Raw genomic sequence first — 17,401 nt, 5'->3', positions numbered from 1 at the left:
GCCTTGCGCCGACCAACAACAACCGCGCTGGAGCATCAACATGAGCCACTCGACCGGTATCGAGAGCAATGGCGTCGAGCAAATCCCCGACGAGCAACGCCATGCCACCCCGCTGGACCTGTTCCGCCTGATCTTCGGCGGCGCCAATACCTTTGCCACTGCCGTGCTCGGCAGCTTCCCGGTGCTGTTCGGCCTGTCATTCCAGGCCGGCGTCTGGGCGATTCTGCTGGGCGTTGGCATCGGTGCCGTGATCCTTGCGCCCATGGGCCTGTTCGGAGCACTCAATGGCACCAACAACGCTGTATCGTCCGGTGCACACTTTGGCGTACACGGGCGCATTGTCGGCTCATTTCTGTCATTGCTGACCGCCGTCGCGTTCTTTTCCCTGTCGGTGTGGAGCTCCGGCGATGCCTTGGTCGGCGGCGCCAAAAGGCTGATCGGGCTGCCGGAAACCGACCTGACTCTGGGTCTGGCCTATGGCCTGTTCGCGGTGCTGGTGCTGGTGGTGTGCATCTACGGTTTTCGCTTCATGCTGTGGGTCAACAAGATCGCCGTGTGGGCCTCGAGCCTGCTGTTTCTGCTGGGCATCTTTGCCTTCGCCGGGTCCTTCGGTGCGGGCTACGCGGGTAGCGTCAATGTCGGCCAGGCGGGCTTCTGGGCGGCATTTGTCGGTGCGGCGATCCTGGCCATGAGCAACCCGGTGTCGTTCGGTGCGTTTCTCGGCGACTGGTCACGCTACATCCCGCGCGAAACGCCAAAAGCGCGGATCATGCTGGCCGTGATTGGCGCCCAGGCCGCCACCTTGATCCCGTTTCTGTTCGGCCTGTGCACGGCCACACTGGTCGCCAGCCAGGCGCCTGACTACATCGCTGCCAACAACTATGTCGGCGGCCTGCTGGCGATTTCGCCGAGCTGGTTCTTCTTGCCGGTGTGCCTGATTGCGGTAATCGGCGGCATGTCGACCGGTACCACCGCGCTGTATGGCACCGGGCTGGACATGTCCAGCGTGTTCCCGCGGCTGCTCAGCCGCGCGGCGGCCACGCTGCTGATTGGCGTGGCAGCAATCGGCTTTATCTTCCTTGGCCGTTTTACCTTCAACCTGGTGCAGAGCGTGTCAACCTTCGCCGTGCTGATCATCACCTGCACCAGCCCATGGATGGTGATCATGATTCTTGGCCTGATCACCCGCCGTGGCTTCTACCATGCCGACGACCTGCAAGTGTTCACCCGTGGCCAGCGTGGCGGCCACTACTGGTTTCTGCATGGCTGGAACTGGCGCGGCATGGGCGCCTGGCTGCCCAGCGCGGCGCTGGGCCTGTGCTTCGTCAATCTGCCGGGGCAATTTGTCGGCCCGCTGGGTGAACTGGCCGGCGGCATCGACGTCAGCCTGCCGGTAACCCTGGGCGTGGCCGCCCTGCTCTACCTGGGCTTGCTCAGGCTGTTCCCTGAACCTGCTGGCGTGTACGGGCCGAATGGTCCGCGCTGGGTGCGCTGCAAAAGCACTACGCCCCAACCAGTAACCTCTGCCGCCAAACTAGCCTGACTGGAATCCCCCCCATGAACATCTCTCACTATATCGATGGCTGCTGGGTCGAAGGCCAAGGCACTGACTGCTTCACCGTCCACGACCCCGCGCTGGGCGTGCCGTTCGCCGAGCTGATGGCCGCCAGCACGGCCCAGGTTGACCTGGCGGTTACCGCCGCGCGACAGGCGCTGCCTGCCTGGAAAACCACCCCGGCAAGTGAACGCGCCCGGCTATTGCACGGCTTCGCCGAGCAGCTGACGGCGCGTCGTGAAGCGTTGGTCGCCCTGCAGATGCGCAACAACGGCAAGCCCCGCCACGAGGCTGAAGTCGACCTCGATGACGCCGTTGCGACTTTCACCTATTACGCAGCGCTGGCCGAGCAATCGCCGGCGAGCAACCGCGAAGTACCCTTGGCAGTGCCAGGCTTCACCTCGCGTACGCGGCTGGAACCGATCGGTGTGGTTGGCTTGATCGTGCCGTGGAACTTCCCGCTGGTGACCAGCGCCTGGAAGCTCGCCCCGGCCCTGGCGGCAGGCTGCACGGTGGTGCTCAAGCCCTCCGAAGTCACGCCACTGGTGGAGCTGGCCTACGGCGAAATCGCCAGTCAGATCGGCCTGCCCGCAGGCGTGCTGAACATCGTCAATGGCAAGGCCGAGACTGGTGCCGCACTGAGCGGCCACCCCGGCCTGGACAAGCTGTCATTCACCGGCAGCAATGGCGTTGGCAGCCAGGTCATGCGTGCCTCAGCGGCGCACTGCCGGCCGCTGACCCTGGAGCTGGGCGGCAAGTCGGCAATCATTGTGTTCGACGATTGCGACGTGCAGCAGGCAGTTGACTGGATCATCGCCGGCATCACCTGGAACGCCGGCCAGATGTGCTCGGCGACCTCGCGTTTGCTGGTGCAGGAAGGCATCGCCGACGCGCTGCTCAGCAACTTGCAGCGTGCTTTGACTCAACTGCGGGTGGGGAATCCGTCACGCGAAGAAGTCGACATGGGCCCGCTGACCAGCCAGGCGCAGTGGCTAAAAGTGGCAGGTTACTTTGCCAGCGCGCGCGATGAAGGCCTGCGCTGCCTGGCCGGCGGCAAGGCGCTGGACCGCGACGGCTGGTTTGTCAGCCCGACGCTGTATGTCGATGTGCCCGCGAGCAGCCGCCTGTGGCAGGAAGAGATCTTCGGCCCGGTACTCTGCGCGCGGCGTTTCAGCACCGAACAGCAGGCAATCGAGCTAGCCAATGACAGCCGCTTCGGCCTCGTAGCCACGGTATGCTCCAGCGACCTGCAGCGCGCCGAACGGGTCGCCGACAGCCTTGAAGTCGGCCATGTCTGGATCAACTCGGTGCAAGCGGTGTTCGTCGAAACGTCCTGGGGCGGTACCAAGGCCAGCGGCATTGGCCGCGAGCTGGGGCCATGGGGGTTGTCGGCCTATCAGGCAGTCAAGCATGTGACCCGCTGCCTGGGCTAGCCGACGCGCCCCTTGGCAGCAAGGGGCGCGCTGCTAGCGCGATCAGGCGGGTTCGTCGGCGGGCTTGGGCGCTTCCTGCACCAGCACCATGCTCTGCGGCGAAGACAGCGCAATGTCGGCATCGCGCAAGCGGCCGAGCACGGTGAACAGCAGGTCGCTGCGGGTGCCGGAGACCTGCCGCGGGCTGGCCACATAGCCGCTGACGCTCAGCGTCATGCCACTGGCGGTAAGGTCCTTGAAGGTCACCGAGGGCGCCGGCGCATCCAGAATCGCCTCGTGCTCGTGGTACGCCGCCATCAGCAGGTCGCGCACCTGATCAGGGTCGGTTTCCAGCGGCAGGGTCAGGGTGATACCCACCACACCCAGCGCATTGCCCATGGTCACGTTGCGCACGTTCTGCGAGATGAACTGCGAATTCGGCACGATCACCGTCGAACGGTCGGACATCTGGATCTCGGTGGCGCGCACGTTGATCCGGCGGATATCGCCTTCGACGCCAGCCAGGCTGACCCAGTCGCCGACCTTGACCGGGCGCTCGGTGAGCAGGATCAGGCCAGAGATGAAGTTCTGCACGATCTGCTGCAGGCCGAAACCGATACCCACCGACAACGCACTGACCACCCAGGTCAGGCTGGTCAGGTTGATGCGCAGGGTCGTCATCACCAGCATCGCCAGGAACAGGAAGCCCAGATAGCCGACCAGGGTCACCAGCGAGGCACGCATGCCGGCGTCCATATCGGTCTCGGGCAGCAGACGCTCGCTCAGCCAGCGCTTGACCACACGAATGGCAAACAGCCCACCGAGGAACATCGCCACAGCGATGAAAATATCCTGCGGCACGATGTTCAGATTGCCGAGCACCTTGCCGCCGCTGCCGTCCCAATCGGCCAAGCTCATCAGCAGCTCGCTAGGGCTGGTGCCGGACGGCATCAGCGCCAGCAGCGCGGCGAGGAACAGCAACAGGGTGCGTCCGATGCCAGCCAGAACAGTGCTGGCCTGGGCCTGATGACGCGGCTTCAAGCCGAGCGTCGAAGCCAACGCCAGACCACCAGGCTGGCGTGGCGAGAGCAGGGTTTCGCAGAGGTCGCCGAATACCGTCACCAGCAGGTAGGCGCAGGTGACGACCACGCTGATCCAGAGCATTTTCGCCGCGAGGAAGTACGCCAGGGTCAGGTAGCCCGCCAGCAATGCCAGCAGGATCAGCAACACCCAGACCACGATCACGAACGGGATCAGCCCGGCGAGGCCGCTTGGTCGCTCGATCTGGTGCTTGCGTCGGGTGCGGCGGTAGCGCACCAGGGCGGCGAAGAACACCAGCGACACCACCAAAGCGGTCAGACCATTGGTGGCAACGGTCAACGCCAGACTGGTGCCGATCACACTGTTGATCCGCTCCTGGGTCAACAGCACCATCAGCGCTACGGCCAGCACCTTGGGGAACCAGCCCAGCGCGCTGGCCACTTCGTCGGGGATCGGCGGCAGCCGCCAGGACGGCCGCTGCAGCATCAGCATGGCCCGGCCCAGGCCGGTGATGAAGGCACTGAACACCACCAGCGTCAGCACGTGGTTGATCAGGCTGGCGATATCGGCGCCCAGCTCGGCGCTGGTCTCCAGCCCCCAGCGCACCAGAGACACCGAACCGGCAATGGTCGCCAGCGTGGCCAGGCTGACGCCCAGCGCCAGGGCGCTGCGGCGCAGGCGGCCTTCAGGCAGCCAACGGACCATCGCATCGGCCAGCAGACGCTCGACCAGCAAACGCGCCAATGTCCATACCAACAGCGCGGCGACCAGGCTGGCGATGAACAGCCAGCGGTGTTCAGGGCTGAGCGCGCTGGCCAGGGCATCACTGGCCTCGGTCTTCAAGGCCTGCAAGCGGGCGACGTCATCGTCGGTCGGGCGAATCATGCTCGACCAGAACGCCGGGCTCAGCGGGCTGGCGGCGCGGCTGGTGACCTGCGAGTTGAACTGGCTGCGGCGCAGGTTGACGATCTGGGTCGACAAGTCACGCGCTGACTGGGTCAGCTGGGTGGCGTTCTTCTGCTCGGCCAGTAGCTTCTTCTTGTCACTGGTGAGCTGCTGACGCTGGCGGGTGATGCTTTCGCCCTCGTCGGGCAGCACATCGCCAAGCACCTTGAGCTGATCATCCAGGCGAGTAATGTCGGTGGTGCGCACGGTGGTCAGCGCATCGGCCTGGCGCTGCACCTGCATGGCCGCCTGACGCAGCTGTGACAGCTGGTCGTCATTGGCATTGCTGGTAACGCCCTGGCGGATCTGGTCGAGCCGATCGGTCAACTGCTCCAGGCTGGCGTTTTCTTCCAGCGCCGGCATTTCCCCGGCCAGCAGTTGCGATACCGGCGTAGCGCCCGCCGACCAGGCCGGAGTCGCCACCCACATAAGCAGGGCCAGTAACCCCACACACAAACGGTCAAGGCTTACACGCCTCATCGAAATCACCTATAGACAGACTCTGCTGGCGGCGAATTCTACGCCGCTTGCCGGCTTAGGGAAGTGCCGTTTCTCGCTCCAGCAACTGCCGTTTACGCTCAACTCCCCAGCGGTAGCCGCTCAGATCACCGTCACGGCGAACGACCCGATGACAGGGGATGGCCACGGCGATGCGGTTGGCTGCACAAGCGAGTGCTACTGCCCGCACGGCTTTTGGCGCACCGATGCGCTCGGCGATATCGGTATAGCTGACGCGCTGGCCTGCCGGGACTTCACGCAAGGCCTGCCAGACCCGCTCCTGAAACGCCGTGCCCTGCACATCCAGCGGCAGGTTAAGGCCCAGCGCGGGTTGTTCAACAAAGCCCACTACCTGCGCGATCAACTGCTCGAAGCGGCTGTCTGCACCGATCAGTTCGGCGTTGGCGAACTGATCCTGCAGGTCATTGAGCAACTGCGCAGGGTCATCGCCAAGAAATATCGCGCAGACCCCACGCGCACTCTGTGCCACCAGAATCGCGCCCAGCGCGCACTGCCCAACGGCAAAGTAGATGGTCGCGCCTGCACCACGTGCGCGGTACTGCTTGGGCAACATGCCCAGGCGTTGGCCGGCGCCTTCGTAGAAGCGGCTGTTGGAGTTGTAGCCAGCATCGAACAGCGCTTCGGTCACGGTCGCCGCCTCGCCTTGCAAGCGCTCGCGCAGGCGCTGGGCGCGAAATGCCGAGGCATAAGCCTTGGGGGTAAGGCCGGTCTCGGCCTTGAACAGGCGGTGCAGATGAAACCGGCTGACCGCGAGCTCGGCCGCCAGTTGGTCAAGGCTGGGCAGGCTCTCACTGGTTTCGATCAGGCGGCAGGCGCGCGCAATCAATGCGGTACGCCGGGCGCTGGTAGTGTCGACAGGCTGCATGTCGCAGTCTCCTGGCTGGGATGGGCAAAGCGTGGCAGAGCCTCAGCCAGCGTTCACTCCGATTCTTGCGCTTGTTCCACTGGTCAGCCTACCGCACGCCACAGATACCACGCCGCAGCGGTCCGATAGGGGCTCAAGGGTAGTGCCAACGCGCGCATCTGCGCAGGCGTCGGCGCCTTGTCCAGACCCTTGATGCGCCGATAACCCTCGCGCACACCAAAATCATCGACCGGAAGGATATCCGAGCGCTCCAGGCAGTAGATCAGCAGCATCTCTACCGTCCAGCGGCCGACCCCACGCAACGTCACCAGCCGCTCGATCAATTCGTCATCGGCCATACCCAGCGCCTCGGCCCGGCTTGGCACCAGGCCGTCGAGGCGGGCCTGGGCGATGCCCTGCACAGTGGCCAACTTGTTCGCCGAAAAACCACACCCGCGCAGCGCCAACGGGGTGGTCGCCAGCAACTGCTGAGGGCTGGGAAACGCCGCCTCCGGGTATAACGCGAGCATCCGCTGCAAGATCGCCTCGGCCGCGCGCGCGTGCAACTGCTGGTAGGCAATCGCCCGCACCAACGCCTCATAGGGCTCACGCCCGGGCGTAGCGCGATGCAGGCAAGGGCCTATCGTCGCAACATGGCGGGCCCAGTCAGCATCAATGCTGGCCAGATGAGCGCTGGCCTGCTGCAGCCCCGGCGCGCTGAGGTCGGACACAATCATTGGCAAAAACCTGTGTTGAGCCTGATCGCCCATCTTAGCCCAGGCCTTTACCTGAACCCTACTTCACCCATAGAATTGAGAACCATTAACAAACGCATATAACTCTAGTTCAGGGCCATTGATCCGATGCAGATGAACGACACGCTCAAGCCGTCCGAGGTCGATCTGCTCTATCAAACCCACCACGCCTGGCTGCGTGGCTGGCTGCGGACTAGAGTCGGCTGCATGGAGAACGCTGCCGACCTGGCCCAGGACACCTTCGTCCGCCTGTTGCGGGCACGCCAGGTATCACCGCTGAAGGAACCCCGCGCTTATCTGAGCAGCATCGCCCGTGGCCTGATGATCGATCAGTTCCGCCGCCGTGCGCTGGAGCGGGCCTATCAGGACAGCCTGGCCTGCCTGCCCGAGGGCGAAGCGCCCAGCGAAGAGTACCGGCTGATCATTCTCGATACCCTCGAACGCCTGGATCGCGCCCTGCAGCAACTCAAGCCGCGGGTGCGCCAGGCGTTTTTGCTGGCACAGCTGGATGGCCTGAACATTACCCAAATCGCCCTGCGCCTGGAGGTTTCCCGCGCCACCATCGAACGCGACCTGGCCAAGGCACTTGGCGTCTGCTACCGGTTGCGCTATGCCGACCTCTGAGCGCACGCCGGCGCAGGCCCAGGTCGATCAGGCCATCGACTGGCTGGTCAAGCTGCGTTTCGACGAGCCAAGTGCACGCACCCAGCGCCAGTTCCAGCAATGGCTTGCCAGCCATCCACATAATGCCCTGGCCTGGCAACGGGTCAGCGAGCTGAGCGAAGAGCTGGCCGGCCTGCCCAGCGACTTGAGCCGGCGCACCCTCGATGGCAGCCGCCGGCAGCGCATCAGCCGCCGCGATCAGCTCAAGCTGATGGCCGTGCTGGCGGTTGGCGGCAGCCTCGGCTGGGCGGCGCGTGAACCCCTCGGCCTGCAGGCACTGCTCGCCGACAGCAGTACCGGCACCGGCGAGCAACGCCAGGTGCAAGGCAGCGACGGCAGCACAATCCAGCTCAACACCGCCAGCGCCATCGACCTGCGCTACAGCAGCGATCAGCGCCAGTTGAGCCTGCTGCGTGGCGAGCTGACGCTGGACAGCAATGGCGCCGATAACCGGCCATTCATCATCAGCACCCGTATTGGCCAGCTGAGCACGCAGAACGGGCAATTGTTGTTGCGCGAAAACGACGCCGGCTTGTTGCTGGCGGTGCGTCGTGGCTCAGTCACTGTCGACTCGCAGAGCAACCCGTTGCGACAGGTGCAGGCGGGCCAGGTAGTGCAATTGTCGATGTCTGGCGCCGCGTCAGCGGTGCAACTGCATGGCGATCCCTGGGCCTGGACCGACGGCGTGCTCAGCGTGCAGCAGATGCCCCTTGGCGAGTTCATCAGCGAGCTGTCGCGCTACCGGCCAGGGCTGTTGCGCTGTGCAGATGAGGTTGCTCGGTTGAGGGTGTCCGGTACCTACCAATTGGCCGATACCGAACAAATTCTGTTGCTGCTGGCGCGCACCCTGCCGGTGCGGGTCGACTACCGCACACGCTACTGGGTCAGCATCGGCGCGGTCTGAAAAAAACTGAAAATAAATGAGGTGGAATCTCATTCTCGCTCGGCCTGAAGGAACAAAGCCCGAAAAGTGGACTTGATCATCTTCAGGAGCGCTGCATGATTCACCGCCGTCCCCACCGCCCCGATCGCCTGCGGCATGCCGTCCAGGCCGCCCTGCTCGGCCTCGGCCTGAGCGCCGCCGCTCTGCCCGTGCTGGTCCAGGCCGCCCCCGTCAGTCAGAACCAGCAACGTGACTGGGACATCGCCGCCGGCCCGCTGGCCAGCGCACTGGACCAGTTGGCCCGGCAAGGCGGCCTCAGTCTGTCGTTCGACGCCAACAGCCTGCAAGGCAAGACCACCCGAGGCGTGCAAGGCCGGTATGACAGTGCCCAGGCCTTGTCGATCGTACTGCAGGGCAGTGACGTGCAGGTCCAGCAGGAGAGCGCCAGCAGCTTCCTGCTGATCCCGGCAATCGACGCCGGCGGCGCGCTCGAGCTGGGCGCGACCAGCATCTCCAGCGACCGCCTGGGCGAGACCACCGAGCATTCCGGCTCCTACACCACCGGCGCGGTGACCATCGGCAAAACCGCCCAGAGTATCCGCCGCACCCCGCAATCGGTCACCGTGGTCACTCGCCAGCGGATCGACGACCAGAACATCACCAACCTGACCAACCTGCTCGAGCAGACCCCGGGTGTGGTGATCAACATGACCGACAGCGAGCGCGTGCAGTACTACTCCCGCGGCTACGCGATCGACGCCATTCAGTACGACGGCGCCACCGTGGTGCAAGGCAGCGGCGGTGGTTCGTTCATCCAGAGCGACTCGGCGATCATCGACCGCGCCGAGATCCTGCGCGGCGCCACCGGCATGCTGCGCGGTGCCGGCAACCCGTCCGGTACGGTCAACCTGGTGCGCAAGCGCCCTACTGCCGAGTTTCAGGGTGAAGGCAGCGTGACCCTGGGCAGCTGGGATGCCCAGCGCTATGTGGCCGATGTGTCCGGCCCGCTGACCGAAACCGGCAACGTACGTGGGCGGATGATTGCCGTGCACGACGACAAGGATCACTTCCAGAACTCGCGCATGGAGCGCAAAGAGGTGCTGTACGGCGTACTCGCCTTCGACCTCAGCGACAGCACCACGCTGACCACCGGCCTGGAATGGACCAAGCTCGACGCCACCGGCGCCTGGGGCAACCTGCCCGCCGACTTCGACGGCAAGCCGCTGCCGTTTGGCCGCAGCACCTACCTGGGGTCGGACTGGAACCGCTGGGACCGCAGCAATCTGCAGACTTTCGCCGAGCTGGAGCACCGCTTCGACAACGACTGGAAGCTCAAGCTGATGGCCCAGCGTACGCACTTTGAGCTTGACGACCACGGCTTCAAGCAGACCTTCTTCAGCAGGCCCACTGGCACCAGCAATCCCTACCTGATGAATTACCAGGTCACCGAAGGGGATGGCGGCGAGAGCATCCAGAACAACCTCAGCGCCACCCTCAACGGCCCGTTCGAGCTGCTCGGTCGCACCCACGAATTGATGCTCGGCGTCGAACGCATCCGCAACGACTCCTACGCTTCGGCCACCAACAACATCGCCTCCGGGCAGTTCGATCTGCGCGACTGGGACCCGAAGACCAGCCTGCCGGAGCCGGATATCACCATCTTCGCGCACCCGGTGCGCACCCGTACCACCCAGCAGGCGGCCTATGCCACCTGGCGCATTTCGCTGGCCGAGCCGCTGACGGCGATCATCGGTGCGCGCAACAACTGGTACGACTACGAGCAGGAAAACAACGTCAAATCCAACGGCAAGTTCGCCGTCGACAACAAGATCGTGCCGTATGCCGCGCTGATCTATGACATCAACGACAACTTCAGTACCTACGCCAGCTACACCGAGATATTCAACCCGCAGACCGCCACCGGGATCAGCGGCGCGGTGCTCGAGCCGACTACTGGTGAAGCCTACGAGACCGGGATCAAGGGTGAGTTCTACGAAGGGCGGTTGAATACCTCGCTGGCGTTCTTCCGCATCTATCAGGTCGGCAACGCCCTGGATGACATCAGCGGCCCTAACCCGTGCCTGCCCAACTACACCAGCGGCTACTGCAAGGTCGCTGCCGGCAAGAACCGCAGCCAGGGCTTCGAGCTGGAGATTTCCGGTGAAGTGCTGCCGGGCTGGAACGTTGGCGGTGGCTACACCTACAACACCACCGAGTACCTGAAGGACACCAGCAACAGCACCGGCAACCCGATCCGTACCACCGACCCCAAGCGCATGTTGCGCCTGTTCACCAGCTACCGCCTGCCGGGCGAGCTGGAGGCGTGGACCATTGGCGGCGGGGTGCAGGCGCAGAGCGATATCTACAACCGCAATGGCACTGCCGAAGCGTCGCAGGCGGGCTATGCGGTGTACAACGGCATGGTCAACTACCGCTTCAACCAGCAGTACTCGCTGCAGCTCAACGCCAACAACATCTTCGACAAGAAGTACTACCGCCAGGTCGCGCCGACGCCAACCGGCTATTACTGGGGTGATCCGCGCAACGTCTCGGTGACCCTGCGCGGCAGCTTCTGAGCCTTCGCCGAGCGCTTACTCGGCGGCTGCCTTGAGCTTGCCGGCGCGGCGGTACGACTGCCGGGCAAAGCACACGAACAGCCCTGCCATCAGTGCCAGCGCCATCGGCAGGCCATGCGGTGCGGCGCCCATCGCGGCGCCGCTGAGCAGCGGCCCGATCAGGCTGCCGACGCCCCACAGCAGGCCGACGCTGGCATTTGCCGTGACCAGGTCGCGGCCCCTGAAGCGCTGGCCGATCAGCACCAGCGCCAAGGTGTAGATGCCGCCAGCCACTGCGCCCAGCAGCACCAGCATCGGCCATAACAGCCAGCTCATCTGCAGCAACCACGGCAGGCCAATACCGATCAGCATTGCTACCACCCCGCACAGCAAATGCAGGCCGGTGCGCTCGACCCGATCCGCTAACCAGCCCAGCGGCAGCTGAAACAGCATGTCCCCGGCAAACACCACGGTCACCATCAGCGCCGCCACGGCCACGGCAAAGCCATGACTGGTGGCATACACCGGCAGCAACGACAGCACCACCGCGTCGAAGAACGAGAAGAACAGCACCGCCACACACAGCGCCGGTGCGACCCGGAAGAAACCAGCCAGGGTAAAGCTCTTGTCGTCTTCTTCAGCGTGTTCGACGTGGTCGTTGGGTACGGTCAATACGATGCACAGCAGGGCCAGGCCATAGCAGGCCGTGACCACCCCGGTGATCCACGGGCTATGCGCGCCGACCAGCGCCAGCATCGCCGGGCCAAGGACCTGAAAGCCGGTAAAACTGGTGGCGTACAGCGCCATGATCTTGCCGCGGTTGTGCTCCGGGCATAGCTCGTTGACCCACGATTCACCCAGAATGATGGCGATCCCCATGCCCAGGCCAAGCCCCAGTCGCAACAGGGCCAGCAGCCAGATCGATGAGAACGCCCACTCCAACAGGCCGATGGACAGCGCGCACAAGCTGAAGCACAGCAAATAGATGGTGCGTCGGGTCAGGTAGCGGCAGCAGGCATCGACCAGAAACGCCGAGAGCATCATCCCCGCCGCCGGTATCGCCGCCATGATGCCGATCTGCAGGGTATTGGCACCGCTGTCCTGCAGCCGCAACGACACCAGCGGCAGGCTCGCCCCGAGGCTGAAACCCACGACCGATACGGCGAACAGAAGGCCCGCCAGCAAACGCATGTTCATTACCCACTCCTTGCATGCCGGCACGGCGGCACCTGCGGCCGCGTCGGCTGATAACCCTGAAAAATGACTGCACACAGGCGCCCATGGCCAGACGCAATGGGCGCTGGTCGCAGCGGCGCGAATCAGTTCAGGGCAAGGTGTGGCGAGAAGGTGAAGGCAAACAGCACGCTGCGCCGCCGCTTGAGCACCGTGTCGCTCGGCCAGGCACGCCGACAGGCCTGGGCTGCAGGCTGAAGGGCTTGGAGGAGACGCTGACTACGGCGCATTGCATCGACTACGCAGGTAAAGAGGAAGCGGCACTCTAGGCCAAGGCTGGCGAGCGCGTCAATCCGGGGCATGCAAGGGCGGTGAAGCGAAATGTGCGCTTCACCGCCTCCAGGCTTACATGTCGTAACGCAGCGCCAGGCCAAAGGTACGTGGCGCACCGGCATCGATGATGTCGCCGCCACGGTTGTTGGTCACGTACTCCTTGTCGAAGGCGTTTTTGACAAAGCCGGACACCGCGATGTTCTTGGTGAGCTTGTACTCGCTGCTGAAGTTGGCCAGCACGTAGTTGTCGCTTCTGCGCTCACCGATAACCTGGCCCGCGGTATTGAAGTCGTATTGCGACGGCGCCGTGCTTTGGTAAGTCAGGTCGGTGTTGAAGGTAAGGCGCTCATCGACCCGATACAACGCTCCCAGCGACATCTTGTACTTTGGCGCATAGAGAAACGCCTCGCCACTGCGGTCCTGGCCGTTGCCGGCAACGAAGTCCTTGTACTTGCCATCGGTGACCGAGCCACCCAAGGTCAGCGTCAGTTGCTCGCTGAGGTCTTTTTCGACAAACACTTCCAGGCCTTTGATGGTGCTGCGACCGGCGTTATACACATTGATAACGTTGCTGTTGTCCTGGCGTACGCTGACCTGCTGGTCTTTCCAGTCCGTGTAATAGAGGTTGGCGCGAGTGCGCAGGCTGCCTTCCATAAATGTCCCGCGATAGGACAGCTCATAGTTGGTGGTGTACTCCGGGTCATACGACTCGTGACCACTGCCGGAGCGCACGTTGACGCCGCCGCCGCGATAGCCTTTCTGCACCATGAAGCCGAGGAACTGATTGGCCGCCAGTTCATAGTTCAGACCCAGCTTGGGCAACAGGGCGTTGAACGATTCGCTGACTTGCCCCGGACTGGACAGGTCATCCTGCTTGACGTCGGTGTCATTGGTTTCGTGCTCGTAACGCAGGCCGGTGATCAACGTCCAGCGCGGCGCGAGGGTCCAGTTGACCTCACCGAATACAGCCTTGTTATCGATTGTCGTGTCGCCTTTGACGGTGGCGAACAAGGTGTCATCGAACAACAGGCGGTCATGGAATTTGTTGGTGCTGTGGCCGTAATAGGCGCCGATGAAACTCTTCACGTCATCCGAGCTGTAGTTCAGCCGCAGTTCCTGGCTGAACAAATTGCCATCGTGTGCACGGAGGATGACGTCGTTGCTCTCGGCGGTCTGGTCGAAGTCCAGGCGGTTGCTGTAATCGGAGCGGGTGTTGACGGTCATGCTGGTCAGCGACCAGGCATCACTCAGGCGATAGTCGACCTTGGCGCTGACGGTGTCCTGCTTGAGGTTGTCAAAGGCCTGGGTATTGGACGACACCTTGTAGTAGCGGACTTTATCGTTCTCGCGCATGACCGAGTTGTCGCCCTGACGGTGCTCGCTGTGGGCATAAGTCAGCAGTACATCGAGGTCGTCATTGGGCAGGATCAGCAACTTGCCGCGGGCATTGCTGGTGCGATGCGGGTTGGCATCCTTGCCCAGTGCGATATTGTCGATATAGCCGTCGCCGTCCTGGCGGTCCACAGCGATACGCCCGGCGACCTTGCCCTCGACAATGGCGCCACCACCAGCAACGGCCAGGCCTTTTTCACCGTAGTTGCCAACGTTGGTCTGGGCAGAGAAGCTTGGGTCGAAGGTCGGATCCTTGGTCTTGATCACCACTGCACCGGCCAGCGAGTTGCGCCCTTGAGTGGTGGACTGCGGGCCAAGGAACACCTCGACCTGCTCGGTATCCCACAGCGGGTTCGGGCTCAAGGTCAGCGCCCGGTTGGGCTGCACAGCGCCATCGATATAGACCGACACGGCACCGTTCATGGTCGACGGCCCCTGGTCATCGAAACCGGACACCGGCACACCACGGATGCCCCAGTTCTCGTTGCCGGCCTGGCTGTATACCCCAGGCGTTCGCGCAAACACATCAACCAGGCTGTGATCGGCCTTGTCGCGCAGTTGCTGCTCGGTGACGACCACAACGCTGGACTGGGTCTGCTCGAGGGTGCGGTCGATCTTCTCGCCGGTCACCGTGATTGGCGCCATCTCGACCACGTTTGGTGATGCAGCGCTCGATGTTTCAGCGGCCCAGCCGCTATTGGCCAGGCACGCGGCAGCGCCCACAGCCAGGGCAAGCGTATTCTTCTTGAAATTCACGACCCGCTCCACTACGCCAGATATTGTTGTTTTGCGCAGGCCCACTGCTCGTTGCGGCCAGCGGGGCGGATTCTAAGGGAAAGTGAGCGTTATAGGAATAATATTGATAATGACTCTTATTAACTTGCGGTGAGGCCGTATTGCGACCCCACTGCACTTGTCAGCGTTTGCCGGTAGACGGCAGCAATATTGCCAGCAGGCCAAACAGCGGCAGATACGAACAAAGCGCATACACGTATTCGATCCCGCGCAGGTCGGCCACGTAGCCCAGCAGCGCCGCACCGATGCCGCCAAAGCCGAACATCAGGCCGAAGAAGATCCCGGCGATCATGCCAACATTGCCCGGCACCAGCTCCTGGGCGTAAACGACGATGGCCGAGAATGCCGAAGCGAGGATAAAGCCGATCACCACACTGAGGATGGTGGTCCAGAACTGATCGGCGTACGGCAGCGCCAGGGTGAACGGCGCTACTCCGAGAATCGAGAACCAGATCACCGCCTTGCGCCCGAAGCGGTCGCCAATCGGCCCACCAAAGAACGTCCCCGCCGCCACCGCGCCTAGGAACAGGAACAGGTGCAACTGCGAGCTGGCCACCGAGACGTCAAACTTTTCGATCAGGTAGAAGGTGAAATAGCTGGTGAAGCTGGCCATGTAAAAGTACTTGGAGAACACCAGCAAGCCCAACACCACCAATGCGCCAATCACGCGCTGGCGCGACAGGCCATGGGTTGCTTCTACCGCCTTGCGCGCCTTGGCCTGGTTGAGGTGCTCCTTGTACCAGCGGCGCAGCAGCAGGGTTACGCCGAAGAAGAACAAGCCAGCCAGGCCGAACCAGGCGACATGGGTCTGGCCGAACGGAATGACGATCGCTGCTGCCAGCAGCGGGCCCAGCGCCGAGCCGGCATTACCGCCGACCTGGAAGGTCGACTGGGCCAGGCCAAAGCGCCCACCCGAAGCCAGCCGGGCAATCCGCGATGTCTCGGGGTGGAATGCTGACGAACCGATGCCGACCAGCGCTGACGCCACCAGAATCATCGGGAAGCTGCCAACAAATGCCAGCATCACGATCCCGACCAAGGTGCACAGGGTGCCCAGCGGTAGCAGATTCGGCGTCGGCCGCTTGTCGGTGAAAAAGCCCACCCACGGCTGCAACAGCGACGCTGTGATCTGGAACGTCAGAGTGATCAGGCCGATCTGGGCGAAGCTCAAGTTGTAATTGGCCTTGAGCATTGGGTAGATCGCCGGCAGCACGGCCTGGATCAGGTCGTTGATCAGGTGCGCCAGCGCACAGAAGCCGATGATGCGCATCACCAGAGGGTTGGCACCTGAAGCCGTAGTTGCGCTGGAGGTGGTTTGAGAACTGCTGATGGCCATGGGCTCGACATCCGTCCGCGGGTTTGGGATCCGATTATCGGGAAACAAATCGATACATAGCTAGCTTTTTTACCATCGGTCCGACACGTGCTTGTAAATGGTTCTCAATATAATTAGCATCCATGGCACATTGCCCCACTCCCTTTCGCCGCTTCCGCCTCACCTGCGAGCAGACCGATCAATGAACCCAATGCCCGCCCAGCAGCCCACGCCCGACGCCGATCGCGAGGCACTGGAGTGGTTTTCCATGCTCCGTCAGCCAGGCTGCGATGAGCAGCAGCGGCAGGCGTTCGCCACGTGGCAGCAGCAGGACCCTGCCAACGCCCGCGCCTACGCTGAACTGCAAGCCTACTGGCAGCAACTCACGCCTCCCCCGGCAAGGCCGCGCCCGCGTCAGTTGAAAACCCGCCGCAGCTATCTCGGCAAAACCCTCGCCGCGCTGTTTCTGTTGATCCTCGCCGCCCTTGCCTATCTGTATTGGCCATTGATGCAGCGCCTGGCCAGTGAACTGCACACCGCCAGCGGCGAGCGCCGCAGTGTGCGTCTGGCCGACGGTTCAACGATGCACCTGGACAGCGCCAGCGCGATGAACGCCGACCTGCGTGGGCGCACCCGCCAGTTGCAACTGGTGCAAGGTCAGGTTTCGCTCGAAGTGGTGCTCGATGGCCGCGCCCTGGAAGTGCAAGTCGGCCAGGCGCGGATTCAGGTCTATGGCACTCGCCTGATGATCGCCCGCAGCAGCCAACATGACGAACTGGTCGTGCTCAACGGCAAAGCCATGATCATTCAAGGCGGCGATCAACGCCTGCTCTCGGCCGGCGAACGGGTAACCTTCACTGAACAGCGCATCGACCCTGTGCAAAAAATCGACGTGCAGCGCGTCGAGGCCTGGCGCAGCGGGCACTTGCAGGTCAAGGATCAGCCCCTGGCCAGCGTGCTCGAGCGCCTGGCCGGCTATCAAGGCCAGCGCGTCTGGCTGATGGATGAGCAAACCGCTTATCGCCGGGTCAGCGGTGATTTCAACCTCGACCGCGCCCAGGCCAGCCTCGATCAGCTCGCCGCCGAGCAGCAATTGCAGCTGTATAGCCTGTTCGGCCAGTGGCTGATCGCCCGCTGAAACCGCACGTGCAGGCTAAGCGGTTGAAACCGTGTAAATTTTTTTTGATCCGGGTGTTGACAGAGGGGCGTCTGAAGCGAATA

11 protein-coding genes and 1 pseudogene are annotated in these 17,401 nt (G+C 63.3%); 6 read left to right on the top strand and 6 right to left on the bottom strand.

Annotated features, from left to right (window positions below; all coding sequences use genetic code 11):
- The first annotated feature begins 40 nt into the window (after nt 1-40).
- Nucleotides 41-1,543: a purine-cytosine permease family protein gene (locus tag AC58X1_RS23925; RefSeq protein ID WP_497429579.1), complete on the top strand. Its 1,503-nt coding sequence runs from the start codon at nt 41-43 to the stop codon at nt 1,541-1,543.
- Between the two features lie 14 nt (nt 1,544-1,557).
- Nucleotides 1,558-2,988 carry an aldehyde dehydrogenase family protein gene (locus AC58X1_RS23920; protein ID WP_188035341.1) on the top strand — a complete coding sequence of 477 codons (1,431 nt, stop codon included), beginning with the start codon at nt 1,558-1,560 and terminating at the stop codon, nt 2,986-2,988.
- Between the two features lie 42 nt (nt 2,989-3,030).
- On the opposite strand, the gene AC58X1_RS23915 is transcribed toward AC58X1_RS23920, so the two are convergent.
- The 3 genes and pseudogenes from AC58X1_RS23915 to AC58X1_RS23905 form a co-directional block, all read right to left on the bottom strand.
- The gene (locus AC58X1_RS23915) at nt 3,031-5,433 is read right to left on the bottom strand and encodes a DUF3772 domain-containing protein (RefSeq protein ID WP_188035340.1); all 2,403 of its coding nucleotides are present in this window, start codon (nt 5,431-5,433) and stop codon (nt 3,031-3,033) included.
- A 55-nt stretch (nt 5,434-5,488) separates the two neighbouring features.
- Nucleotides 5,489-6,292, bottom strand: a pseudogene (gene ada / locus AC58X1_RS23910) (bifunctional DNA-binding transcriptional regulator/O6-methylguanine-DNA methyltransferase Ada); the annotation flags it as partial.
- A gap of 128 nt (nt 6,293-6,420) precedes the next feature.
- On the bottom strand, nt 6,421-7,053 hold the full coding sequence (locus tag AC58X1_RS23905) for a DNA-3-methyladenine glycosylase family protein (RefSeq protein ID WP_497429578.1): 633 nt from the start codon (nt 7,051-7,053) through the stop codon (nt 6,421-6,423).
- A gap of 126 nt (nt 7,054-7,179) precedes the next feature.
- Between AC58X1_RS23905 and AC58X1_RS23900 the strand changes: the two genes are divergently transcribed.
- The 3 genes from AC58X1_RS23900 to AC58X1_RS23890 all read left to right on the top strand — a co-directional run bounded on the left by AC58X1_RS23900 (nt 7,180) and on the right by AC58X1_RS23890 (nt 11,193).
- Nucleotides 7,180-7,695 (top strand): sigma-70 family RNA polymerase sigma factor, encoded by a 516-nt coding sequence (locus AC58X1_RS23900; protein ID WP_497429577.1) that lies wholly within the window; start codon nt 7,180-7,182, stop codon nt 7,693-7,695.
- Nucleotides 7,682-8,638, top strand: coding sequence for a FecR domain-containing protein (locus AC58X1_RS23895; RefSeq protein WP_497429576.1), 957 nt, complete (start codon nt 7,682-7,684; stop codon nt 8,636-8,638). The genes AC58X1_RS23900 and AC58X1_RS23895 overlap by 14 nt, the downstream gene beginning before the upstream one ends.
- A gap of 95 nt (nt 8,639-8,733) precedes the next feature.
- The gene (locus AC58X1_RS23890; RefSeq protein ID WP_497429575.1) at nt 8,734-11,193 is read left to right on the top strand and encodes a TonB-dependent siderophore receptor; all 2,460 of its coding nucleotides are present in this window, start codon (nt 8,734-8,736) and stop codon (nt 11,191-11,193) included.
- A 15-nt stretch (nt 11,194-11,208) separates the two neighbouring features.
- Here the strand turns inward: AC58X1_RS23890 and AC58X1_RS23885 are convergent, their stop codons facing one another.
- From AC58X1_RS23885 to AC58X1_RS23875, 3 genes are all read right to left on the bottom strand, one after another.
- Nucleotides 11,209-12,369, bottom strand: coding sequence for an MFS transporter (locus tag AC58X1_RS23885; protein ID WP_101316455.1), 1,161 nt, complete (start codon nt 12,367-12,369; stop codon nt 11,209-11,211).
- Between the two features lie 381 nt (nt 12,370-12,750).
- The gene (locus tag AC58X1_RS23880; protein ID WP_497429574.1) at nt 12,751-14,826 is read right to left on the bottom strand and encodes a TonB-dependent receptor; all 2,076 of its coding nucleotides are present in this window, start codon (nt 14,824-14,826) and stop codon (nt 12,751-12,753) included.
- 160 nt (nt 14,827-14,986) lie between these two features.
- On the bottom strand, nt 14,987-16,201 hold the full coding sequence (locus AC58X1_RS23875; RefSeq protein ID WP_101316450.1) for an MFS transporter: 1,215 nt from the start codon (nt 16,199-16,201) through the stop codon (nt 14,987-14,989).
- 190 nt (nt 16,202-16,391) lie between these two features.
- On the opposite strand from AC58X1_RS23875, the gene AC58X1_RS23870 reads away from it, so the two are divergent.
- Nucleotides 16,392-17,318 carry a FecR family protein gene (locus AC58X1_RS23870; RefSeq protein ID WP_497429609.1) on the top strand — a complete coding sequence of 309 codons (927 nt, stop codon included), beginning with the start codon at nt 16,392-16,394 and terminating at the stop codon, nt 17,316-17,318.
- Nucleotides 17,319-17,401: the final 83 nt, after the last annotated feature.

Source organism: Pseudomonas sp. PGPR N4 (assembly GCF_059693665.1).
Note: the sequence above shows the minus strand (reverse complement) of the source record. Positions and strands in the feature narration are given on the sequence as shown.